Annotated in this window: 27 protein-coding genes; 21 read left to right on the forward strand and 6 right to left on the reverse strand. The window is 52.6% G+C overall.

Going from position 1 to position 21,657, the window contains the following annotated elements:
- Nucleotides 1-54: 54 nt before the first annotated feature.
- The gene (locus PHN51_00530) at nt 55-975 is read left to right on the forward strand and encodes a heme o synthase (protein ID MDD2817262.1); all 921 of its coding nucleotides are present in this window, start codon (nt 55-57) and stop codon (nt 973-975) included.
- Here PHN51_00530 and PHN51_00535 read toward each other — a convergent pair.
- The 3 genes from PHN51_00535 to PHN51_00545 are packed head-to-tail and all read right to left on the reverse strand — an operon-like array spanning nt 965 to nt 3,524.
- Nucleotides 965-1,906 (reverse strand): COX15/CtaA family protein, encoded by a 942-nt coding sequence (locus tag PHN51_00535; protein ID MDD2817263.1) that lies wholly within the window; start codon nt 1,904-1,906, stop codon nt 965-967. The two genes, PHN51_00530 and PHN51_00535, sit on opposite strands and share 11 nt — an antisense overlap.
- Nucleotides 1,894-2,625: an ABC transporter permease gene (locus PHN51_00540; protein MDD2817264.1), complete on the reverse strand. Its 732-nt coding sequence runs from the start codon at nt 2,623-2,625 to the stop codon at nt 1,894-1,896. The genes PHN51_00535 and PHN51_00540 overlap by 13 nt, the downstream gene beginning before the upstream one ends.
- A complete protein-coding gene (locus PHN51_00545) occupies nt 2,622-3,524 on the reverse strand; it encodes an ABC transporter ATP-binding protein (GenBank protein MDD2817265.1) in 903 nt (300 codons plus the stop codon). The genes PHN51_00540 and PHN51_00545 overlap by 4 nt, the downstream gene beginning before the upstream one ends.
- Nucleotides 3,525-3,625: 101 nt before the next feature.
- Here PHN51_00545 and PHN51_00550 point away from each other — a divergent pair, with 101 nt between their 5' ends.
- From PHN51_00550 to PHN51_00595, 10 genes are read left to right on the forward strand one after another with little or no spacing between them, the layout of a single operon-like run.
- Entirely contained in the window at nt 3,626-4,288 is a 663-nt protein-coding gene (locus PHN51_00550; protein MDD2817266.1) for a transcriptional regulator, read from the forward strand.
- Nucleotides 4,285-5,697 (forward strand): Fe-S cluster assembly protein SufB, encoded by a 1,413-nt coding sequence (gene sufB / locus PHN51_00555; protein MDD2817267.1) that lies wholly within the window; start codon nt 4,285-4,287, stop codon nt 5,695-5,697. Before PHN51_00550 ends, sufB begins: the two co-directional genes overlap by 4 nt.
- Nucleotides 5,694-6,821 (forward strand): SufD family Fe-S cluster assembly protein, encoded by a 1,128-nt coding sequence (locus PHN51_00560; protein ID MDD2817268.1) that lies wholly within the window; start codon nt 5,694-5,696, stop codon nt 6,819-6,821. Before sufB ends, PHN51_00560 begins: the two co-directional genes overlap by 4 nt.
- A complete protein-coding gene (locus tag PHN51_00565) occupies nt 6,814-7,167 on the forward strand; it encodes a non-heme iron oxygenase ferredoxin subunit (GenBank protein ID MDD2817269.1) in 354 nt (117 codons plus the stop codon). The genes PHN51_00560 and PHN51_00565 overlap by 8 nt, the downstream gene beginning before the upstream one ends.
- 2 nt (nt 7,168-7,169) lie before the next feature.
- A complete protein-coding gene (gene sufC, locus PHN51_00570; protein MDD2817270.1) occupies nt 7,170-7,928 on the forward strand; it encodes a Fe-S cluster assembly ATPase SufC in 759 nt (252 codons plus the stop codon).
- An 8-nt stretch (nt 7,929-7,936) separates the two neighbouring features.
- Nucleotides 7,937-9,217, forward strand: a complete 1,281-nt coding sequence (locus tag PHN51_00575) for a SufS family cysteine desulfurase (protein MDD2817271.1) — start codon at nt 7,937-7,939, stop codon at nt 9,215-9,217.
- A complete protein-coding gene (locus PHN51_00580; GenBank protein MDD2817272.1) occupies nt 9,217-9,672 on the forward strand; it encodes an SUF system NifU family Fe-S cluster assembly protein in 456 nt (151 codons plus the stop codon). The genes PHN51_00575 and PHN51_00580 overlap by 1 nt, the downstream gene beginning before the upstream one ends.
- A complete protein-coding gene (locus PHN51_00585) occupies nt 9,669-9,983 on the forward strand; it encodes a metal-sulfur cluster assembly factor (protein MDD2817273.1) in 315 nt (104 codons plus the stop codon). Before PHN51_00580 ends, PHN51_00585 begins: the two co-directional genes overlap by 4 nt.
- Before the next feature lie 3 nt (nt 9,984-9,986).
- Nucleotides 9,987-11,585 (forward strand): ABC-F family ATP-binding cassette domain-containing protein, encoded by a 1,599-nt coding sequence (locus PHN51_00590; protein MDD2817274.1) that lies wholly within the window; start codon nt 9,987-9,989, stop codon nt 11,583-11,585.
- 11 nt (nt 11,586-11,596) lie between these two features.
- Nucleotides 11,597-13,465 (forward strand): ABC transporter ATP-binding protein, encoded by a 1,869-nt coding sequence (locus PHN51_00595; GenBank protein ID MDD2817275.1) that lies wholly within the window; start codon nt 11,597-11,599, stop codon nt 13,463-13,465.
- On the opposite strand, the gene PHN51_00600 is transcribed toward PHN51_00595, so the two are convergent.
- Together PHN51_00600 and PHN51_00605 are read right to left on the reverse strand one after the other, a co-directional pair.
- Nucleotides 13,452-14,177, reverse strand: coding sequence for an SURF1 family protein (locus PHN51_00600; protein ID MDD2817276.1), 726 nt, complete (start codon nt 14,175-14,177; stop codon nt 13,452-13,454). The genes PHN51_00595 and PHN51_00600 overlap by 14 nt on opposite strands.
- 5 nt (nt 14,178-14,182) lie before the next feature.
- Nucleotides 14,183-14,542: a DUF3099 domain-containing protein gene (locus PHN51_00605; GenBank protein MDD2817277.1), complete on the reverse strand. Its 360-nt coding sequence runs from the start codon at nt 14,540-14,542 to the stop codon at nt 14,183-14,185.
- 46 nt (nt 14,543-14,588) lie between these two features.
- Here PHN51_00605 and PHN51_00610 point away from each other — a divergent pair, with 46 nt between their 5' ends.
- The 4 genes from PHN51_00610 to PHN51_00625 are packed head-to-tail and all read left to right on the forward strand — an operon-like array spanning nt 14,589 to nt 16,843.
- The gene (locus PHN51_00610; protein ID MDD2817278.1) at nt 14,589-14,807 is read left to right on the forward strand and encodes a dodecin family protein; all 219 of its coding nucleotides are present in this window, start codon (nt 14,589-14,591) and stop codon (nt 14,805-14,807) included.
- A 20-nt stretch (nt 14,808-14,827) separates the two neighbouring features.
- Nucleotides 14,828-15,532, forward strand: coding sequence for a 3-oxoacyl-ACP reductase FabG (gene fabG / locus PHN51_00615; protein MDD2817279.1), 705 nt, complete (start codon nt 14,828-14,830; stop codon nt 15,530-15,532).
- 22 nt (nt 15,533-15,554) lie between these two features.
- On the forward strand, nt 15,555-16,322 hold the full coding sequence (fabI, locus tag PHN51_00620; GenBank protein ID MDD2817280.1) for an enoyl-ACP reductase FabI: 768 nt from the start codon (nt 15,555-15,557) through the stop codon (nt 16,320-16,322).
- Nucleotides 16,323-16,324: 2 nt separating this feature from the next.
- The gene (locus PHN51_00625; GenBank protein ID MDD2817281.1) at nt 16,325-16,843 is read left to right on the forward strand and encodes a histidine phosphatase family protein; all 519 of its coding nucleotides are present in this window, start codon (nt 16,325-16,327) and stop codon (nt 16,841-16,843) included.
- A gap of 2 nt (nt 16,844-16,845) precedes the next feature.
- On the opposite strand, the gene serB is transcribed toward PHN51_00625, so the two are convergent.
- Nucleotides 16,846-18,057, reverse strand: a complete 1,212-nt coding sequence (serB, locus tag PHN51_00630; protein MDD2817282.1) for a phosphoserine phosphatase SerB — start codon at nt 18,055-18,057, stop codon at nt 16,846-16,848.
- 58 nt (nt 18,058-18,115) lie between these two features.
- On the opposite strand from serB, the gene PHN51_00635 reads away from it, so the two are divergent.
- From PHN51_00635 to PHN51_00660, 6 genes are read left to right on the forward strand one after another with little or no spacing between them, the layout of a single operon-like run.
- The gene (locus PHN51_00635) at nt 18,116-18,901 is read left to right on the forward strand and encodes an ABC transporter ATP-binding protein (GenBank protein MDD2817283.1); all 786 of its coding nucleotides are present in this window, start codon (nt 18,116-18,118) and stop codon (nt 18,899-18,901) included.
- A complete protein-coding gene (locus tag PHN51_00640; GenBank protein MDD2817284.1) occupies nt 18,894-19,472 on the forward strand; it encodes a CDP-alcohol phosphatidyltransferase family protein in 579 nt (192 codons plus the stop codon). The genes PHN51_00635 and PHN51_00640 overlap by 8 nt, the downstream gene beginning before the upstream one ends.
- Nucleotides 19,473-19,506: 34 nt before the next feature.
- Entirely contained in the window at nt 19,507-19,884 is a 378-nt protein-coding gene (gene gcvH, locus PHN51_00645; protein ID MDD2817285.1) for a glycine cleavage system protein GcvH, read from the forward strand.
- Between the two features lie 37 nt (nt 19,885-19,921).
- Complete coding sequence (locus PHN51_00650; protein MDD2817286.1) at nt 19,922-20,416, forward strand: FHA domain-containing protein; 495 nt, start codon at nt 19,922-19,924, stop codon at nt 20,414-20,416.
- Nucleotides 20,413-21,111, forward strand: coding sequence for a MerR family transcriptional regulator (locus tag PHN51_00655; protein ID MDD2817287.1), 699 nt, complete (start codon nt 20,413-20,415; stop codon nt 21,109-21,111). The genes PHN51_00650 and PHN51_00655 overlap by 4 nt, the downstream gene beginning before the upstream one ends.
- 16 nt (nt 21,112-21,127) lie before the next feature.
- Entirely contained in the window at nt 21,128-21,598 is a 471-nt protein-coding gene (locus PHN51_00660) for a bifunctional nuclease family protein (protein ID MDD2817288.1), read from the forward strand.
- The last annotated feature ends 59 nt before the right edge of the window (nt 21,599-21,657 follow it).

Raw genomic sequence — 21,657 nt, forward strand, 5'->3', positions numbered from 1 at the left:
ACTAGTGCGGCTAGGCAGACATCATGACCACCAGTCCACGGCTAGGCTTAGGGAGTGACAACAGGTCTCCAGGTCTCCGGCACCACACCACGTCAACGTTTGGCCGCACATGTGGCGTTGACGAAACCTCGCATTGTCGAACTTCTGCTTGTCACCGCTGTACCCACAATGTTTTTGGCTGCTCAGGGGCTTCCGACCTTGCAAGCCACAATCGCCGTACTCGTTGGTGGCGCGCTGGCTGCGATGGGCGCGAACACATTGAATAGTGTGTACGACCGCGATATCGATGCCGTTATGCACCGAACTGATAAGCGGCCTGCCGCCATGGGCATTGTGAGCGTGCGTGCGGGCTTGTTCCAGGGTTTCCTATTAAGTATCGCCAGCGCATTTTTCTTGGCCTGGTGGACCAATTATCTTGCAGCGGTTTTAGCGTTGGTAGCCATTGCGGCCTACGCGGTCGGTTACACGATGTGGCTCAAGAGACGCACCGCACAGAACATCGTTTGGGGTGGGGCTGCAGGTTGCATGCCTGTTCTAATCGCCTGGTCTGCAGTTACTGGATCCTTAACCTGGACACCAGTGGTGCTGTTCCTCATCGTTTTTTTCTGGACGCCGCCGCATTACTGGCCGTTGGCAATGAAATATAAGGATGATTATGAGCGGGCTGGTATTCCAATGCTGCCTGTTTTGAAGACCTCCGAACAAGTAACCCAAAGCATCCTTCGTTATAGCTGGGTGATGGTTTTGGTGTCACTTGCGCTGATTCCGGTTGCACCGATGGGCCCTGTTTACGACGTGTCAGCAATTGTTCTCGGAGCCGTTTTTATGGTGGAGGCCTATCGGCTGCGTAGTGCTGCACGCAAAGCCAACGAAGATTTATTAGCCTTGGCAATGCGGCTATTTCACTACTCGATTACCTATTTGGCACTGCTGTTCTTAGCGGTGGCAGTAGATCCGTTCGTATTTACGAACTGATTGTTTCGCGTATGCGTTCGCGAGAAGGTATAAACAAGATAGTGATCCACAGAAGGACCGCGCCGGTCACGTGAACAAGAACAAGTAATTCAGGTAAGCCAGTGAAGTACTGGGTGTAACCAATCGCTGCTTGAGCAAGTGAAATGGCAACCAACAACCACGTGAGTTTGATCGCCCCTGTCGGGGCATTGGTGAGATACAGCGCAAGAAGAAGCGCCACGACTAAGCCGATGAAGAGCAACACAATGTCAGCGTGAAGCCAGGACACCATTCGTGGATCGAAACTAAAGCGAAGTTCAGCTTTGGCGTCGCCACTATGGGGACCACTTCCCGTCACCACCGTTCCCATGATGACTACCAATGAAGTGACTCCGATAAGAATCCACGTGAGCACACGGATTTCTCTGCGAACGAGTAATTGCACCGGTGCATCACCTTCATCACCAGAACGAACCACGAGCGCGACACAGCCTGCGATGAGGGCCATCGACAGCAGCAAATGCGAGGCAACCGTGATTGGACTCAAACCTGTCAGGACGGTAATTCCCCCCAGAATTGCCTGAGCAAAGGTTCCAAGAAATGGAATAGCAGCTAAAAACAATAGGAATCCGCGGCGATTGCCACCACGGCGCACACGATTACGTTGATCAACAACTGCGAAAATTATGGCCGCGATCGCCAATACAACAAGAGCAAATGTGAGCGTTCGATTGCCAAATTCTACGAGTTTGTGCCATTCCTGCTCTTGACTTGCAGTGGGCGTGTACGAACCATCAACGCACTGCGGCCATGTCGGGCAACCGAGCCCCGATCCCGTGAGTCGAACTGTCGCTCCTGTAATCACGATTGCGCCCTGTGCGACAAGGTTTGCTATGTAAATCCCGCGAGCTGACTTACCTGCGCGTTGTGATTGCATTGTTAGGGCTCCCATCGAAAAACTTTTCTAGCCAACCAAGTACCAGCAAACGCCCAAACAGCGAGAATCACGAGTGCCAAATATGGGATTTCCCCCGATTCAAGTGCATCCCTGAGTCCGTTTGCCATTGCAGCGCTCGGCAGAAGATTGACAACATGTGCGACAGCGGTTGGCATGTGACTGGTAGCTATGACAACTCCACCGAAGATCATCATGACGAGAAACAGACCATTTGCGATGGCTAACACAGCTTCTGCCCGGAAGTGACCGGCAATGACCAAGGCCCATGCAACCCACACGGCGGCGGACAACACAATGATGAGCAGGGCAATGAAGAGTCCGAAAATCGATGGGCGCCAGTTACGAAAAAGCCCAGTGATCGCGACTACTGCAATCGACATCAATGTCAGTGTTGCGGTAGCTATGAGTTTGCCAAGAATGAGATCCAGGCGGCTGAGGGGAGTGGTGCCAAGATAACGCAGTGCTCCAGAGCGGCGTTCAAATCCTGTACCAATTGCCAAGGATGTAAAGCATGTAGCCAGAATGCTGACTGCGAATACTGTTGGGACAGCGGCGTTAATGGTTTGATTCGATAAATTTGTAAGCCCTAGCGCTAGCAGCAGCACGACAGGGATGACAAACGTAAGTAACAACTGTTCACCGTTGCGGATGAGAAGTTTCAATTCCCAGCCGGCGTGGGCGCTTATTCGGCGAGCTTGCGAAACGTGCTTCATTGCCCGCTCTCCAGTGATGTATCAATAAGCAACTGTTCTAACGTGCGATTGCCGACCCCCAGATCGCTCACCAAGACTCCATGCTGAGCGCACCAAGACGCAATGGTCGCCATGACTTGTGGAGTTGGACTACCAGTAACGATGTAGCGCCCTGGTTCTGGTTCAGTGACGCCATACCCCTCTGGAAGTGCAACTTGCAGCCCCAAAATTTCTAGATGCATTGGGCCTGTGAAGGAAATGGCATCTGAGGATCCCGTGAGTTCGGCCAATGTGCCCTGCATGGCGATGCGCCCGTTGGACATGACAGAAATCGAATCAGCCAGATCTTCAACGTCTGGCAATACATGGGTTGTCAGGACGATTGCTTTGCCTTGGTTGCGTTGCTCACGCAACAGTTCAAGCAGATTGCGACGAGCAAGTGCGTCCAGCCCAGCGGTGGGTTCATCAAGGAAAAGCAATGCCGGGGATGGCAGCAAGGCTGCGGCTAACTTCACTCGCTGTTGTTCGCCACCGGACATACGTCGTGTTTGGGTGCGCAAGCCTGGATTAATTCCGACTGCTTCGAGCAACTGTGCTGGATTAGCGGGATTGGGATACAACTTGGCCAAGTACTGCAGCCATTCAAGTGGGCGGGCAGTAGGGAACAGGCCACCTGTTTGCAACATCACCCCGACCTGAGCGCGCACCGAAGGATCTTGAGGATCCATACCCAAAAGCCGCACGCGACCTGATGTAGCAGGCCGCATTCCACAGGCAACTTCAATGGTGCTGCTTTTGCCCGCGCCATTTGGGCCAAGCAATGCGGTGATTTGACCCATTGGAGCGATGAAATCCAGGTGATCAACGGCAATTATTTCGCCGTATCGGACGGTCAGGTCCGAGATCTCTACTGCAAGCACACTCCGAGCATAGGCACACGAGTCGAAGGGCAACCGCGGGGTCTCAGTGTGATAAATCGGCAGAATTTGGACTTCGCATCGAATTACGCAACAATGAGGTTGTGAAATTCCCTGGAGATGCGGCAGAGCGTGTCGCTCGTAGCCTGTTGAACGACGGGCCCGGCACTCCTACGCAATTGGCGCAGCGTCTGGCACTGTCCTCGGCGGCTATCCGCAAGTCTCTTTCCACCTTGAGCGCTGAAGGATTAGTCGAGGCTGCTGAACGCGCTCCGTATGGTCCCGCTCCGGTGAAGCGTCGGGGGCGACCTAGCCAGGTATTTAGTTTGACCGCGCGAGGTCGCGCTGCGCTCAATCAGGAATACGACTCGTTGGCAATTGACGCTTTACGTTTTGTTGCAGAAACCCAAGGACATGAGGGCATCGTCGCGTTTGCAGACCAACGAGCAAAGAAACTCATGTTGCAAATAGAACCAACTGCAACAACGACAGAACTTGCGATTGAACAGCTAGCGCAAACGCTCACGACTGCTGGATACGCAGCCTCTGTTGAAAAAACGTCCGATGGTGGCTATGCAGTGCAACTGTGTCAACACCACTGCCCAGTCATTGACGCCGCTACTGAATTCCCAGAACTTTGCGAAGCAGAAACACAAGCACTAGGTGACGCACTTGGATTACACGTCACTCGGTTAGCGACACTCGCTCACGGTGACGGCGTGTGCACAACTGTTATTCCACTCGTTCAGCGAAAGGCACTCGTATGAGTACTGAGCAAGCAGCAACGATCGACGAACTTGGCCGATATGACTATGGATGGCATGACCCGGATAGTGCGGGTACCAATGCGCGTCGTGGCCTAAACGAAGAAGTCGTTCGAGACATTAGTGCGAAGAAAAACGAACCAGAATGGATGCTCGAGCTGCGTCTGAAAGGTCTGCGCCTATTTGAACGCAAACCGATGCCGGCTTGGGGTGCGGATCTCAGCGGCATTGATTTCGACAACATCAAGTACTTTGTGCGCTCAACGGAAAAAACAGCGAGCAGTTGGGAAGATCTTCCTGACGACATCAAAAATACCTACGATCGTTTGGGTATCCCAGAGGCCGAGAAGCAGCGGCTGGTTGCAGGCGTCGCAGCGCAATATGAATCAGAAGTGGTCTACCACAAGATTCGGGAAGATCTAGAAGAACAAGGCGTGCTGTTCCTGGACACGGACACCGCCTTGCGTGAGCACGAGGAACTCTTCCGGGAGTACTTCGGCACAGTTATCCCAGTTGGCGATAACAAGTTCGCATCGCTCAATACTGCAGTGTGGTCAGGTGGATCGTTTATCTATGTTCCCAAGGGCGTTGATGTCGAAATTCCATTACAGGCCTATTTCCGCATCAACACCGAAAACATGGGTCAGTTCGAACGCACCTTGATGATCATTGATGAGGGTGCACGCGTGCATTACGTAGAAGGCTGTACCGCACCCATCTATTCGTCTGATTCATTGCACTCCGCAGTTGTGGAAATCATTGTGAAGAAAGGTGCGAAGTGTCGATACACCACCATTCAGAACTGGTCCACAAACGTCTATAACCTTGTAACTAAGCGAGCGATCTGCCATGAAGACGCAACCATGGAATGGATTGACGGCAATCTAGGCTCAAAGGTAACGATGAAATACCCAGCCGTCTGGCTCATGGGTGAGCGTGCACACGGCGAAACGTTGTCCTTGGCCTTTGCCGGACCAGGAATGCATACGGACGCAGGTTCAAAGATGATCCATGCGGCTCCAAACACCACTTCAACAATCGTGTCGAAATCAGTAGCTCGCGGCGGTGGGCGTTCTTCGTACCGTGGTCTCGTGCAAATCAACGAGGGTTGCCATGGCTCTCGCGCCACTGTTAAGTGCGATGCACTGCTTGTGGATGATGATTCGCGTTCGGATACCTATCCATATGTTGATGTACGTGAAGATGATGTATCAATGGGTCACGAAGCAACGGTTTCGAAGATTAGCGATAGTCAGCTCTTCTACTTGATGTCGCGCGGAATGACTGAAGACGAAGCCATGGGAATGATCGTGCGCGGCTTTATCGAACCAATCGCACGTGAACTGCCAATGGAATATGCCATTGAGCTCAACCGTCTCATCGAATTGCAGATGGAGGGTGCAGTCGGATGAGTCTTGAAGTTGTCGTTGTTCCACCGGTGGATCTTGCGCCGCGTACGCGCTCATACGACCCTGCCGTTTTCATCGAGCCCACGGCTCGTGATGAGGAATGGAAGTTTTCGGCGTTCAATCGCCTCAAGCATTTCTTCGTTCCCGATGCCAATGCCGGCGTTGTTCGTGCAACGGGTGCTGGAGTCCAGATGGTTGGCATTTCATCGATCGCCAGCACCTGGATTCCTACCGATATCGCGGCGGCTGTGGCTCGAGCGCACGTTCGCGAAGGTGGAGTGCTCGAAATCCCGGCCCAAGCCGAGATCAATGAGCCCATCGTTGTGGACCTCACGACAGACACAGCTCAGGCGTATCAGCATCTGGAAATCGTTGCTGGTCACTTCAGTTCCGCGGTAGTTGTCATTCGCCAGACTCTGACGAGTGAGATTTCCGGTTCCACTGTTATCACTGTTGGCGACAATGCTCGACTGACCGTCATCACGACCATTGAGGGTGAGAACTCAACCGCATTAGCTCTGCAATTACCGGTAACCCTTGGTCGCGATGCACAATTCACTGGCGCACTTGCGGTTATTGGTGGCGGTGCTTTGCGGATTCAGAATTCGGTAACTTATTCAGCACCAGGTGGCTCTGCTGAACTTCTCGGTGTGTTCCTTGCCGATGCTGGTCAGCATGTTGAACAACGGATCTTCGTCAATCACGATCAGCCATATTGCAAGAGTAATGTGATGTACAAGGGTGCATTGCTCAATGCCGGTGCTCGCAGCGTCTGGATTGGTGACGTCCTGGTTCGTAAAGAAGCTATCGGAACCGACACGCATCAAGTGAATCGCAATCTCCTTCTTTCCGAAGGGGCGCGCGCAGATTCAGTTCCTAATCTTGAACTTGAAACCGGTGAGATCGTCAAGGCCGGACATGCAAGTGCCACTGGCCGATTCGATGATGAGCAAGTTTTCTATCTTCAATCACGTGGTATTCCACTTGATGTGGCACGTCAACTTGTTGTGCGGGGATTCTTTGCCGAGGTACTCGGACGTGTCGGAAACGATGAATGGCGCGATCAACTCCTTGCCAAGATCTCTTCGCGCTTAGGAATTGAAACATTTGGGGATGACGATGAGTGATTTCTTGCGCGTGGCAACGGTTGCAGATATTCCGGTTGGTACATCGCTCAAGGTTGTAGTGAACAATCGTGATATCGCAGTAGTGAACTGTGCCGAAGGTGTATTCGCGATTTCCGATATTTGTTCACACGCAGATGTTTCGTTATCTGAAGGCGAAGTCATTGATTGCACAATCGAGTGTTGGCTTCATGGATCACAGTTCAACCTCCGAACGGGAGCACCACTCTCGCCACCTGCAATTTTCGCAGTCCCCACCTACGAAGTGAGACTTGTAGTCGAAGGCGACGTCACGTTCATTGAAGTAGCAACCGAACCCACACCTGTCACAACTGATGGAGCGCATTAACTATGAGTTCATTACTAATCACCGACTTGCACGCTCAAGTGGAAACGGATCAAGGTCCAAAAGACATTCTCAAGGGTGTGACTCTGAAGATTGAATCGGCACGAACGTACGCGATCATGGGACCTAATGGTTCTGGCAAGTCAACTTTGGCCTACGTCATCGCTGGTCATCCTCGCTACACCGTGACTTCAGGATCAATAACTCTCGATGGCGTCGATGTGCTTTCGATGAGTGTCGATGAGCGCGCACGAGCTGGCCTTTTCCTCGCGATGCAGTATCCCGTTGAAGTACCTGGCGTATCTGTTGCCAACTTCCTTCGTACCGCGGTAACTGCCGTTCGCGGGGAAGCGCCCAAGCTTCGCCTGTGGATTAAGGAAATGAAGGAGGCCATGGCGGCAATCCAAATGGATCCTTCATTTGCCGAACGTAATCTCAATGAAGGCTTCTCTGGCGGTGAAAAAAAGCGTCTCGAGATCTTGCAGCTTGGATTGTTGCGGCCAAAAATCGCCGTTCTGGATGAAACGGACTCCGGCCTTGACGTTGACGCACTTCGCGTCGTTTCTGAAGGTGTGAACCGTTTCCGCGACGAAACCGGTGCCGGTACTTTGCTTATCACTCATTACACGCGAATCCTGCGTTACATCAAACCAGATGTCGTGCACGTTTTTGCCGAAGGTCGCATTGTGGAAACGGGCGGACCAGAGTTAGCAGAGATTCTTGAATCTGAAGGTTACGAGCGTTTCACTACGGTCAAGAGCTAGCTAATTCAATGACCGCTCTCGATGTCGCAGCCATCAAGGCTGACTTTCCAATCCTGTCGACCACAGTTCGTGGTGGGCAGCCATTGGTGTACCTCGATAGCGGTGCAACGTCCCAGAAGCCAACTGTTGTTCTTGATGCTGAACGTGATTATTACGAACAGCACAACGCGGCCGTGCATCGCGGTGCACATGCTCTTGCCGAACTTGCAACTGATGACTTCGAAGATGCTCGTAAAGTTATAGCCGGCTTTGTTGGTGGTCGTGCCAAAGACCTGGTGTTCACCAAAAATGCAACGGAGAGTTTGAATCTCGCTGCGTACGCATTTTCAAATGCAACCGCTATTGGAACGCATGATTCAGGTGCTGTTGATCCTCGGTTTGTACTGCACCCGGGTGATTCCATTGTTATTAGCGAAATGGAACACCACGCCAATCTCATTCCATGGCAAGAGGTGTGCCGCAAGACTGGAGCAACGCTGCGTTGGATTCCGTTGACTGAAGATGGTCGACTTGATCTAACAAACCTCGATGAACTCATCGATAGCACCACGAAAGTCGTCAGTATCGTGCACCAATCAAATATTTTGGGCACAATTAATCCTGTTCAATTCATCATGGATCGCGCGCATGCTGTTGGGGCGGTTGGAATAGTTGATGGGTGTCAATCTGTGCCGCATATGCCGGTGAATGTGCACGAACTTCACGCGGATCTGTTTGCGTGGAGTGGGCACAAAATGCTAGGTCCGACCGGCATCGGTTGTTTATGGGGAACTGAAGAAATCTTGGAAGCGATGCCCCCATTTCTCACCGGTGGATCAATGATCCAAATGGTTGAGATGGAGAAAAGCACGTTTGCTCCACCGCCTCAAAAATTCGAGGCTGGTACTCCTGTTGTCGCTCAGGCTGTTGCTCTAGCGGCGGGTGTTCGTTACCTCGAAAGCTTGGGTATGCAGGCAGTTGCCGAACACGAGCATGCTCTAGCGGAATACACAGTCAACGCGCTGAATGCACTCAACGGCGTTCGAATCATTGGACCAACAACAGTTCTCGATCGCGGAAGCGCTGTTTCCTTCGTCGTTGACGGACTCCACCCGCACGATGTTGGTCAAGTTCTCGATAGTCGCGGAGTAGCCGTTCGTGTAGGTCATCACTGCGCGTGGCCTACTTGTCGCCATTTTGGTGTTCCATCCACAACGCGCATTTCCCCCTACATATACAACGACATCGCAGATATTGACGCGGCCCTGGAAGGCATCGTTGCGGCACAGACTTTCTTTGGAGTGAAGTGATGGATCTTGAATCGTTGTACCAAGACATCATCTTGGATCATTACAAACACCCGCGGGGTAAAGGTTTACTCAATAAGCCGCTGGGAAGCGCGTTTCACGTCAACCCCACCTGCGGTGATGAAATCACGGTGCAAGTGAATCGAGATGCCGAAGGCGGCTTGATTGTTGGTTACGACGGACAGGGTTGTTCAATTTCCCAAGCCAGTGCCAGTGTCTTAGTTGAACTCGTCACTGGTGAATCAATTGAACGCAGCGAAGAAATTCGCAAGGCGTTTTTGGAGCTCATGCATGCACAAGGTGCAGGGGAGCCAGATGAGGATGTTCTCGGAGATGCCATCGCTTTTGCTGGCGTCGCAAAGTTCCCAGCGAGAGTGAAATGCGCTTTGTTGTCTTGGATGGCTTTACAAGATGCGGAAATACAGGCTGGACTATTAACAACAGGAGAGGGAGCATGAGCGCCGCAACAGAAGATGATGTGCTGGAGGCAATGCGCGATGTTGTCGATCCTGAACTAGGTATCAATGTTGTTGACCTTGGTTTGGTCTACGGAGTCACCGTCGATGAAACAAATATCGCCACAGTGGATATGACCCTGACCTCGGCAGCCTGCCCTCTGACAGATGTGATTGAGGATCAAACTCGAGCTGCGTTAAGCACCGTTGTGGATGATTTCCGTATCAATTGGGTATGGATGCCACCTTGGGGCCCCGACAAGATCACAGACGATGGACGCGACATGCTGCGCTCCTTGGGATTTAATGTCTAATTAATGATTGTTGCCACAGATGTGGAGTTGCGTGCTGGCGCGCAGCTTTTGTTGTCTCAAGCCAGTTTCCGAGTCGGTAAAGGTGATCGCGTAGGCCTTGTCGGCCGCAATGGCGCGGGTAAAACCACGCTCACTAAGGCTTTGGCTGGTGAAACCCTGCCAACAAACGGCTCGATTCACTCAACTGGGTCTGTGGGCTATTTGCCCCAAGATCCACGTTCGGGTGACCCAGACGAATTAGCGCGAGATCGCATCCTGAGCGCCCGTGGCTTGCAAGACGTGATGCGTCGGATGCAGGAAACATCGATGGCAATGGATACCCAAGATCCAGATGAGCGCGATCGCATTGTTGCGCGATACGCACGCGCGGAAGCAGAGTTTGAGGCCCTCGGTGGGTACGCCGTTGAATCTCAGGCGGCTTCAATTGCGGCCTCAGTTGGTCTTGATGATCGAATCCTTGGTCAGCCGCTAGGCACTCTTTCTGGTGGTCAGCGCCGTCGCGTTGAATTAGCGCGAATCCTGTTTAGTGGAGCCGAGGTGCTCCTGCTCGACGAACCGACCAACCACCTTGATGCGGATTCCATTCGTTGGCTACGCAAATTCTTGGGTGCCTACGAAGGCGGATTCATCGTGATTAGTCACGACACCGAACTTCTCCATGACACGGTGAACAAGGTGTGGCACCTGGATGCCAACCGCCGTGAAATTGATGTGTACGCCATGGGTTGGGACGCCTACCAAACTGCCCGCGAAACCGATGAGCGTCGCCGTAAGCGTGAGCGCAGAAATGCTGAACAGCAAGCTGAACAATTGCGAAATCAAGCAAATCGCATGCGCGCCAAGGCATCGAAGGCAACAGCCGCACAAAATATGTTCAAGCGTGCCGATGCGCTTATGGAAGGCCTCGATGACACCCGCGTAGCGGACAAGGTCGCAAAATTGCGATTCCCTACACCAAAACCGTGCGGAAAGGTGCCCCTTACTGCCAAGGGGCTGTCGCGAACTTATGGGTCACTTGAAGTGTTCACGGATGTTGACCTTGCGATTGACCGTGGATCACGTGTTGTGATCTTGGGGCTCAACGGTGCTGGAAAAACCACGTTGCTACGCATCCTTGGCCAAGTTGATCCCCCCAATACCGGTGAAGTGTTGCCGGGCCATGGTGCAGTTATTGGGTACTACGCGCAGGAACACGAAACTTTGGATCCAACAGCCACCGTGTTGGAGATGATGAAACGCAATTCACCCGATCTTGATGACACCAAGCAGCGCACGGTTCTTGGTTCATTTCTTTTCAGTGGTGACGATGTCGATAAGCCAACAGCAGTGCTTTCTGGCGGCGAAAAGACTCGATTAGCCTTGGCCTGCTTAGTGGTTTCAGGTGCCAACGTCTTGTTGCTCGATGAACCAACGAACAACCTTGATCCTGCTAGCCGCGAGGAAGTGCTCTCAGCGCTGCGCAGCTACGAAGGGGCCGTTGTGTTGGTTACCCATGATCCTGGCGCAGTGTTCGCCCTTGATCCAGAACGCGTGCTCTTGCTTCCAGATGGTGACGAAGACCATTGGAGCGCCGATTATGCAGACCTTGTTGAACTTGCCTAAAGGAGTAGCCCATGGCTAATCACAGTGTGTGGATGACGAAGCGCTCGATGTCTAGTGATCGTTCAGTGCTGAAAAAGAGTCTTGGCAAAGGACTTGTTCGTCGCATCTTGGGTTATGCGCGTCCGTACAAAGTGATTGTCATCGCATTGCTTGTGACCTTGGTGTTTGCAGCTGTTTTAACAGTGGCGCAACCGTTACTTTTTCGCCGCATCATTGACAAAGGTGTATCCGTTGGAGATTCCTCGGTCGTCACGAATACGGCGATCTTGATAGCTATTTTGGCGATTCTCGATGCAGTGCTCGGGTTGGTTGGACGATGGTTCTCGGCACGTATTGGTGAAGGCCTGATCTTTGATCTGCGCACTCAGGTCTTCGACCACGTTCAGCGCCAATCAATTGCGTTCTTCACTCGTGCACAAACGGGCGCGCTCATTTCACGCTTAAACAGCGATGTGATCGGTGCGCAACAAGCATTCACATCGACTCTCAGTGGTGTCATCGGTAACCTCATTTCGCTGACGATTGTGCTGGTCACGATGTTTATCCTTTCGTGGCAAGTTACGTTGACATCACTAGTTCTGGTACCACTATTTCTCATCCCTGCCCGTTGGATGGGTCGCAAACTTCAAGAGCTCACGCGTGACCAAATGAAACTCAATGCAGATATGAGCAATCAAATGTCTGAGCGTTTCAATGTTGCTGGAGCACTTCTCGTGAAACTTTTTGGGCGCCCCGAGGAGGAAGCAGACAATTTTTCCGGCAAGGCTGTTCGAGTACGAGACATTGGCATCAAGATGGCAATGGCCAACCGATGGTTCTTCTCAGCTTTGACCTTAGTTGCGGCTTTAGCCACAGCCGTTGCCTATGGTCTTGGCGGCAACTTGGTCATCAGTGGAGTTCTTACGCTAGGAACCTTGCTCGCACTCGTAGGCCTGTTGGCTCAGCTCTACGGGCCATTAACTGCACTTTCCAACGTGCGCATTGACATCATGACAGCGCTTGTATCTTTTGATCGTGTATTCGAGGTTTTGGATCTGACTCCAGCGGTTCAAGATCCACGAAATCCAATCAAACTCCCTGAAACTTCACTGTCCTTGAAGTTCGACAACGTGAGTTTTACGTATCCAACCGCACGCGAAGTGTCTCTGGCTTCATTGGAAAGCGTTGCTCGCAAGGAGGAACATTTTGAAAATGATCCGGTACTTACGGGTGTTTCCTTTGAGGTGCCTGCTGGAACACTGACGGCAATAGTTGGACCATCAGGAGCAGGCAAAAGCACGATAAGCGCTCTTGTCACACGGCTATATGACGTCAGTAGCGGAGCGATCTCAATCGGTGGTGTGGATATCAGAGATGTGTCGCAGCTTGATTTGCATGCCAATCTTGGAGTCGTTACTCAAGACGCACATCTCTTCCACGACACCATCGGAGCGAATTTGCGTTACGCGCGACCAAAGGCGACTGATGATGAGATTTATGCCGCACTGGAGGCCGCACAGATCATCGATCTTGTGCGCTCATTGCCAAATGGTTTGAACACTGTGGTTGGAGACCGTGGGCATCGTCTTTCAGGTGGGGAAAAGCAGCGATTGGCTTTGGCTCGGGTGTTGCTTAAGAGTCCAAAGCTCTTGATTCTCGATGAAGCGACGGCACATTTGGATAGCGAAAGCGAGGCGGCCGTTCAACGTGCTTTGGATAGTGCTCTCGTTGGACGAACATCGCTTGTAATCGCTCATCGTCTCTCAACTATTCGTAACGCAGATCAAATTCTTGTTATCGCCGATGGCGTTGTAGCCGAACGTGGTTCGCATGAAGAACTCTTGAAGCTGCAGGGAACGTATTCGGACCTCTATAACACGCAATTTGCTACGACTGATTAGTTCGAGCAATTCTCGCATCGTCGGCGGCTTCGCGTCGCAAGAAGATGAACCATCCGACAATTGCTACAAGTGCGAAGAGAAACCACTGCACGGCGTACGAAATGTTTTGACCTTCATTAATTTCTGGAGTGTCGATGGCCACTAAGCCTGACTGTTTTGGAGCTGTGAGTTGAAGGTATCCGGGCTCTGAAGCTTGTACCGGGAGCACCTCTGGCGCAGGGGCGGGAATCATTCCTACAGGTAAACCATTGAGATCACCGTTTTGTGCAGGTTCGTAATTTCTCCAGGCCCCAGTTATCTGTTGGTGACCTGCGGAGGGTTCTGGGATCTTGGGCATAGCTGTTGCAATACCCTGCACTGGCATCCACCCGCGATTGACCCATACGCTGCGTTGTTCATCAGTCTTGAATAGCGTCATCACCCAAAAACCGTTGGTTCCATTAAGCGGGCGTTTGCGCACAACAACTTGATTTTTTGGGTCGAAAGTTCCAGCCGCGGTGAAACGAGTCCATTGAGCTGTATTGCCCAAAGTGTTTGATGAAGGCAATTGCGAGGGTTTGAGAAGCGATGCCTCTTCTAATTCAACTCGTTCTACTCGCTTATTTTCGGCCCGACTCCACTGCCATCGGCTGAGTAAACCGAATCCAATGATCACCAGCACAACAAGTGCTGTGAAGCTGATCCACCTTCTGGTGCGCAATAGGGCAAGCATGTGAGTCAGTTCTTGTCCGGGCCAGCATCAACAACTTCGCCAATGATCACCCGGGATGACGTTGGTGGCAGGGCAGGTTGCACTTCTGGTGCCACACCCATGGTGCCTACCTCATCGTTTTCTCGGCCTGCGTTTGCTATCACCACAGCGAGATATGGCAGAACGATTGCACCCGCAATCAACACCCAGCGTGGCCACCCGGGTATGAAAATTGCGCCAATAACGCACAAGGTGCGGATCAGCATCGAGATCAGATACTTACGGGTACGTCCCGTTTGTTCGACGCTTAACGGGCGCTGAGCGGCAGTGACATTGAAAATGTCCTGTTCGACTCGATCGGGGCCCGAATCGGGATAAGACTCCACAGGGAGAGCCTACGCCTGCCATCGCGTCTCGGTGTACGGTCCAATCATGAATCGCACATATGGCATCACTGAAGTAGTCGGCACCTCAAATGAGGGCGTAGACGTGGCTATTCGAAGCGCTATTAGCCGAACCTCCAAGACCGTTCGTCATCTGGATTGGTTTGAGGTTACCCAGATTCGTGGCTATGTCCGCGACGGCGAGGTTGATCACTTTCAGGTCTCTCTCAAGGTTGGATATCGCATGGAAGATTCCGGCGCTCAATAATTTTCGAAGAAAAGGTTCACATGTCACGGGTCGCGCTCGTCACTGGAGGTAATCGCGGTATCGGGTTGAGCATTGCTCAATTACTGCGCGCCGGCGGTTACACGGTTGTTGTTGGTTCTCGCATAGGTACTGCACCAGATGGTCTCAATGCTGTAACCATGGACGTGTCGAGCACCGCATCAATTGATGCTGGTTTTACCGAAATTGAAGAGAAATTCGGACCAGTTGAAATCTTGATCGCCAATGCCGGAATGACCCGTGACACATTGCTGATGCGGATGAGCGATGAAGACATTGACGAAGTGATCAATACGAATCTTTCCGGCTCCATCAAATTGGCACGTCGTGCATTGCGAAGCATGTTGAAGGCGCGCTATGGACGCATCATCTTTATGTCTTCCGTTGTGGGCATTATTGGTTCGGCTGGTCAGGTCAACTATTCGGCTGCGAAGTCGGGACTTATCGGAGCTGCTCGTTCACTGGTACGCGAGGTTGGCGGGAGAGGCATCACCGTCAATGTCTTAACGCCAGGTTTCGTAAATACCGATATGACAGCTGAATTAGGTGACGATCGTCGCGCTGAGATCGTGAGCATCGTGCCTCTTGGTCGTTATGCTGAGCCGGACGAAATAGCCACTGTTGTGGAATTCCTCGTGGGTGATGGTGCGGCTTACATCACTGGCGCGGTGATTCCCATCGATGGTGGTTTAGGAATGGGCGACTAGCGCCACCAAGAAAGGGACGACCGTGGGAATTCTTGAAGGCAAGAACATCGTGATCACTGGTGTGCTCACTGATCAGTCCATCGCATTCCACGCTGCCCGACTGGCCCAAGAAGAGGGCGCGAACGTTGTGCTCACTGGCTACGGCCGTGCCTTGTCGCTCACAAAGAGAGCGGCTGGTCGCCTTCCAAAGGAAGCGCCAGTTCTCGAACTCGATGTTGTGAATCAAGAACATCTCGATGCACTTGCCGGCGGAATCAAAGAACATATGGATCGCGTCGATGGAGTGCTGCACTCCATTGGGTTTGCACCAGCAGATGCGCTCGGCGGAAATTTCCTCAATACCCCTTGGTCCGATGTCGCAATCGCCCTCGAAGTTTCAGCTTTCTCCTTTAAATCACTGGCCATGGCATGTCTGCCACTCATGACAGAAGGTGGATCTGTCGTTGGTCTTGACTTCGATTCCACCATGGCTTGGCCAAAGTACGACTGGATGGGCGTAGCCAAAGCCGCGTTTGAAAGCACCTCGCGCTATTTGGCTCGCGACCTTGGCCCGAAGAACATTCGGGTGAATCTGGTGGCTGCAGGCCCTATTCGCACCATGGCTGCCAAGGGAATACCCGGCTTTGACAGCTTCGAGGAAGTCTGGGCAACGCGTTCACCTATTGGTTGGGATCTTGATGATCCAGAACCAGCTGCCAAGGCCTGCATTGCGTTGATGTCGGATTGGTTCCCAGCAACCACGGGTGAAATCGTGCATGTTGATGGTGGAGTGCATTCACAAGGCGCATAGTGATGCAGCTTGGGTCACTGGTGCTTATGCGCCATGCGAAATCGTCGTATCCCGCAGGTGTAGCTGATCACGATCGTCCACTCAATAATCGCGGTGAGCGCGATGCGCACGCCGCGGGTATTTGGTTGTCCGAAAATCAAGACATCTGGCAGGGCAACTCGCGGAAAGTACTTGTTTCCAGTGCTCTGCGTGCGCAACAGACGTGGAAGATAGCCGCTGGCACATTTCAAGTTGATCATCAAAATGAGCCAAGAATTTATGAGGCTGCAGTTTCGACGTTAATCAGTCTTGTTGATGTTGAGATCCGCAACGGCACTGATGTTCTCCTTGTTGGGCACAACCCCGGACTTGAGGAACTTGCGTTATTCCTCACCCGGCATCAAGTTACGCCAGCGCGAATGATTGCTGAAGCAAAATTTCCCACCTCAGGTATTGCAGTACTCAGAATCCTTGATGAATCTTGGTCTGATGCAAGCGCAGTTCTTGAATCGTTCACTGTGCCTCGAGGTACACAGGTTTGAGATCATGAACCCAAGAGTGGGGGAGCGGGCGTAACGATTCCCGCTAGTTCGTCAGCATCCTCAATATCTTCACGAGTGATACCCAGCAAATACAGAACAGAGTCAAGATACGGAACATTAACGGCTGTATCAGCTGCAGCACGCGCAGCCGCTTTTGCATTAAAAGCAACTCCTAAGCCTGCAGCTTCCAGCATGTCGATGTCATTAGCGCCATCACCTATCGCGATTGTTCGACGCATTGGGATACCGAACTCCTCAGCGAATTCTTCAAGTGCCTTGCGCTTACCTAGGCGATCGACGATTGGCCCATCGACTTCGCCGGTCAGCACTCCGTCTGCGACAGCAAGCCTGTTCGCGCGTAGGCGATCAATGCCGAGTTCTTGTGCAAGTGGTTCGATGACTTCAACGAATCCACCCGAAACTAGGCAAACTCGATAACCCAAAGTATTGAGCGTTCGGCACAGTGTGCGCGCACCAGGCGTGAGTGAGATTTGGCCGCGTACCTTGTCGATCACATCAACAGGTAGACCTTTGAGCAGGGCAACGCGCTCGCGCAGCGAAGCCGCAAAATCAAGTTCGCCGGCCATCGCTCGTTCAGTAATGAGCGCGACTTGTGGAAGAACGCCAGCCTCTGCCGCAAGCAAATCTATGACTTCATTTTGGATGACTGTTGAATCCACATCCATCACCACAAGGTGTTGGCCGCGTCGATCAAGGCCTGCGTCTTGAACAGCAATGTCGACACCAGTTTCCGACGCGGCACTGGCCAGCGCGCGGCGCAGATTCGAAGCCGACGCACCAGATACTTCAAAGAGCAAAGCCGTCACGGGATATTTCGCAATTCTTCGAATGCGATCAACATTTGCTCCATGAGCAGTCAGTTCCTCAGCTACGCGCCGAATTGCCTCTGGGCGCAATGGGGATCCAAGAAGTGTGATCTGAATTCTGTGCCGTTTGCCAGTGCTTTCGGCAACGTGCTCGTTAATGCTGACATCGAGGTCAAGATTGCGAGCGAAATTAGTAACTGTTGTTGTTGTTGTATCGACCAAGTCAGCATTGACGTCCACCAAAGCGGTGAGCACCAATCGATCTCGAACAACTAACTGTTCAATGTCTTGAACAATTGCTGAAGGGTCCAAGGCTGTAAAAAGGCCCTTGGTGACTCCTGGCCGATCGTGGCCAGACAAGGTGATGAGCAAGGTCTGAGTAGGCATGACAGGCCAACGCTAGCCGTTACCGGGCATTGAGTGGTGCTCCGGCTAAAGTCATGGCGTGCCCGAGGTCCTGAAGTGTTCAAACATCGTTGTGCGTCGCGGCACCAGACACCTGGTTGACCATGTTGATTGGGTCGTAAACGAGGGGGAGCGCTGGGTCATTCTTGGGCCCAATGGGGCTGGGAAGACCACCCTCATGCTGGTGTGTTCCGGGCGCATGTTTCCGACATCGGGCAGTGTCGAACTGCTCGGTGAGGTGCTAGGCAAGACTGATATGGCCGAACTCAAGCCTCTTATTGGTTGGGCCAGCAGCGCGATGATGAACGACATTCCGCCATCAGAACGAGTGGGAGATGTAGTTCTGACTGGTGCGTACTCCGTATCGGGACGCTGGCGTGAAGAGTATGAAAGTGCCGACGTCATTCGTGCTGCTTCGCTGATGTACGCATGGGGTTTGAGTCATCTGGCTCAACGCACATTTGGCACACTGTCAGAAGGTGAACGTAAGCGCACGTGCATCGCTCGCGCCCTCATGAGTAACCCAGAACTGTTATTGCTGGATGAGCCTGGAGCAGGTTTAGATCTTGGTGGGCGCGAAGATCTGGTCAGTCGTATGTCGCAGATAGCTTCTGATTCCGACGAGCCAACTCAAATCCTGATCACACACCACGTTGAAGAGATCCCATCGGGTTTCACTCACGCTTTGCTGATGCGTGATGGAAAGATTGTGACTAAGGGTGCAATAGACGAAGTGATCACGGGGCCATGGCTCACGGCCACGTTTGGGCTGCCCATCAAGGTTTCACGTATTGGTGTTCGCTACTTGGCAATGCGTGATGTCTAGCGAACGTGTCATCACTGTGCCCAACGCTCTGAGTGTTGTGCGCTTGATTGGCGTCCCTATTTTTCTGTGGCTTATTTTGGTCCCACAAGCCGATGGTTGGGCGTTTCTTGTGCTCGCGGTTGCCGGGGTAACTGACTGGCTTGATGGTGCGCTCGCACGCATGTTGAATCAACAAAGTCGCCTTGGTGCGCTTCTTGATCCTGCAGCGGATCGTTTGTACATTGCCGCCACCATCGTTGGACTCGCGTTGCGTTCGATCATTCCTTGGTGGATCGTTGCGGCTCTCGTGGCCCGGGATGTGCTGTTGTTGGGACTCATCCCGCTACTGCGTAAACATGGCATGTTGACTCTGCCAGTCACCATGCTGGGTAAGGCAGCGACATTTTGTTTGCTGTGGGGTTTCCCGATGCTGCTGTTGAGCACCTTCGATACTTGGTGGGGCAGCCTTGCCGGAGCCGCTGGTTGGGCTTTCTCGCTTTGGGGTGTGGCGCTGTACTGGTGGGCAGGATTGGACTACATCCGTACCGCTCGGGCACTGTCTCGATCGGATACCAAACACGACATGGCATAGTTCGCCACATAGATAAGCCCATGGAAGGACGCTCATGAACCCGCAGGAACTTCGATACACGTCCGAGCACGAATGGGTTCGCATCGCCGGCGAAATCGCTGAGATCGGCATTACCGACTATGCCCAGGAAGCCTTAGGCGACATTGTCTATGTCAGCTTGCCGAATATTGGCGACTCGGTTGCAGCTGGTGATGCATGCGGCGAGGTTGAATCGACCAAAAGCGTGAGCGATATTTACGCTCCTTGCACTGGTGTGGTCACGGAAATCAATGATGCCCTTGACGGCAGCCCTCAGAACATCAACGAAGAGCCATACCTGGGCGGATGGCTCTTCAAGGTCAAACTCACCAATCCGGCTGAAGCCGATGGACTACTCAGTGCCGAGCAGTATGAGGAGCAAACGCGCGCCTAGGTGTTCGTTTGGGTACTCACCCGGTAGATTGGCGACCATGCGTAATTGTCCGTCGTGTGGAAAATCAGTTCCTCGTGACGCTCATTTTTGCCCTGAATGTGGAACAAGTCTCGATGTCAACCTCGACTTCACAGGTGCGATCACCTCAGTAATCCCACTCACAAGTACAGGCACGAGTGGATCCATCGCAGCAGTAGGTGCGCAAAAACAACCCGGGATTCTGTCAGGTTCAGCAATGCTTGTGGTTCATCGCGGACCAGGAGAGGGGACTGAGTACCCGCTGGATCGCACGAAGGATGTTGTAACCATAGGCCGTGCACCTGAATCCGACTTGTTTTTCGATGATGTCACTGTGAGCCGCCGACATGCCGAGATTCGTCGTGGCGCTGAAGGGTGGAGCATCCGCGATGTTGGAAGCCTCAACGGCACCTACGTCAATCGCAAACGGGTTGATGACCGACGCCTAGCTGGCGGTGATGAACTGCAGATTGGTCGCTTCCGTTTTGTCTTCCTCGTGGGATCAGATTCATGAGTCAGGCGCCACGATCCACAAGCGGCACCATCAGTATCGGTGAAGTTCTTTCGCTGCTCAAACGCGAATTCCCAGATGTATCAATCAGCAAGATTCGTTTTTTAGAAACTGAGGGTTTGGTTACCCCAGAGCGCACGGCTTCAGGCTATCGACGCTTTTCTGAACACGACGTAGGTCAATTGCGTGCTGTATTAACGTTGCAACGTGACCAATATCTTCCTTTGAAAGTAATTCGCGAACATCTTGATGCAGAGACTCAGGAAGCACCGATAGTTGTTGCTGGCTCGGGATTACGTGCTGATGACTTTCGAGCAGGTGCTGGCCGCGTGCGACTTACTCGCACTGAGTTAGCCGAACAAGTGGAACTCCCAGAGGCCACGGTCGTGCAATTGGAGTCATATGGACTCATAGCTGTGACTGCGGGAGGACATTACGACGAGGATGCACTTGCAGTGGCAACTGTTGTTGCCCGCCTATCTCAATTTGGTGTGGAACCTCGCCATCTTCGTTCGTTCCGGGTTACGGCAGATCGCGAGAGTGGCCTTGTCGAGCAAATCGCAACGCCATACACCAAGCCTCGTGATCGAGAAGCTGCAGCGCGAGCCCAGGAAACCATTCGAGAACTCGCCTCGCTCTTTGTTCAACTTCATGCTGCTCTGCTTCGCGCTGAACTTGTTCGCGGAGGCAAGGTCTAGGCCGTACGCTTGATTCGTGCAAGAAATTGAATTCATCGGCGTGCGCATGGAGATGCCCTCGAATACACCTATCGCGCTGTTGAAAGAAGTGGATGGGGTTCGAGTCATCCCCATCTGGATCGGTGCGGTGGAGGCCACAGCGATCGCCTACGCCACGCAGGATGTCATTCCGCCAAGGCCGATGACCCACGATCTCATCACGAATATCTTCACTGCGTTTGAGGTCACGCTCATAGAAGTGCGCATAAGTGAAATTCTTGATGGCATTTTCCATTCACTGCTCATCTTTGATAGCGGGGTACAGATCAGCGCTCGGCCTTCGGATGCGATCGCAATTGCCCTGCGGCTGGGAGTTCGCATGACTGCAACATCCCAAGTCCTTGAGGAAGCAGGCATTGAGATGCAAGACGATGAGGTGCAAGAGGAAGACCAACTCGAGCAATTTCGCGCGTTTTTAGATGAGATTTCACCCGAAGATTTCCAATAAGGAACCCTCATCTGGAGGTTAAGACTTTGGTGTGCAACACGCCGTGTGTTGCGTTGACC

Source organism: Candidatus Nanopelagicales bacterium, assembly GCA_028687755.1.
GTDB lineage: Bacteria > Actinomycetota > Actinomycetes > S36-B12 > S36-B12 > UBA11398.

Bases quoted from the DNA above. Each gene is read 5' to 3' on its own strand.
- fabG (MDD2817279.1), top strand. From the start codon at position 14,828: ATGTCACGGGTCGCGCTCGTCACTGGAGGTAATCGCGGTATCGGGTTG.
- PHN51_00560 (MDD2817268.1), top strand. From the start codon at position 5,694: ATGAGTCTTGAAGTTGTCGTTGTTCCACCGGTGGATCTTGCGCCGCGT.
- PHN51_00595 (MDD2817275.1), top strand. From the start codon at position 11,597: ATGGCTAATCACAGTGTGTGGATGACGAAGCGCTCGATGTCTAGTGAT.
- PHN51_00535 (MDD2817263.1), bottom strand. From the start codon at position 1,906: ATGGGAGCCCTAACAATGCAATCACAACGCGCAGGTAAGTCAGCTCGC.
- serB (MDD2817282.1), bottom strand. From the start codon at position 18,057: ATGCCTACTCAGACCTTGCTCATCACCTTGTCTGGCCACGATCGGCCA.
- PHN51_00600 (MDD2817276.1), bottom strand. From the start codon at position 14,177: ATGCTTGCCCTATTGCGCACCAGAAGGTGGATCAGCTTCACAGCACTT.
- PHN51_00590 (MDD2817274.1), top strand. From the start codon at position 9,987: ATGATTGTTGCCACAGATGTGGAGTTGCGTGCTGGCGCGCAGCTTTTG.
- PHN51_00540 (MDD2817264.1), bottom strand. From the start codon at position 2,625: ATGAAGCACGTTTCGCAAGCTCGCCGAATAAGCGCCCACGCCGGCTGG.
- PHN51_00650 (MDD2817286.1), top strand. From the start codon at position 19,922: ATGCGTAATTGTCCGTCGTGTGGAAAATCAGTTCCTCGTGACGCTCAT.
- sufB (MDD2817267.1), top strand. From the start codon at position 4,285: ATGAGTACTGAGCAAGCAGCAACGATCGACGAACTTGGCCGATATGAC.
- PHN51_00575 (MDD2817271.1), top strand. From the start codon at position 7,937: ATGACCGCTCTCGATGTCGCAGCCATCAAGGCTGACTTTCCAATCCTG.
- PHN51_00565 (MDD2817269.1), top strand. From the start codon at position 6,814: ATGAGTGATTTCTTGCGCGTGGCAACGGTTGCAGATATTCCGGTTGGT.
- PHN51_00655 (MDD2817287.1), top strand. From the start codon at position 20,413: ATGAGTCAGGCGCCACGATCCACAAGCGGCACCATCAGTATCGGTGAA.
- PHN51_00610 (MDD2817278.1), top strand. From the start codon at position 14,589: ATGAATCGCACATATGGCATCACTGAAGTAGTCGGCACCTCAAATGAG.
- PHN51_00585 (MDD2817273.1), top strand. From the start codon at position 9,669: ATGAGCGCCGCAACAGAAGATGATGTGCTGGAGGCAATGCGCGATGTT.
- sufC (MDD2817270.1), top strand. From the start codon at position 7,170: ATGAGTTCATTACTAATCACCGACTTGCACGCTCAAGTGGAAACGGAT.
- gcvH (MDD2817285.1), top strand. From the start codon at position 19,507: ATGAACCCGCAGGAACTTCGATACACGTCCGAGCACGAATGGGTTCGC.
- PHN51_00580 (MDD2817272.1), top strand. From the start codon at position 9,217: ATGGATCTTGAATCGTTGTACCAAGACATCATCTTGGATCATTACAAA.
- PHN51_00640 (MDD2817284.1), top strand. From the start codon at position 18,894: ATGTCTAGCGAACGTGTCATCACTGTGCCCAACGCTCTGAGTGTTGTG.
- PHN51_00625 (MDD2817281.1), top strand. From the start codon at position 16,325: ATGCAGCTTGGGTCACTGGTGCTTATGCGCCATGCGAAATCGTCGTAT.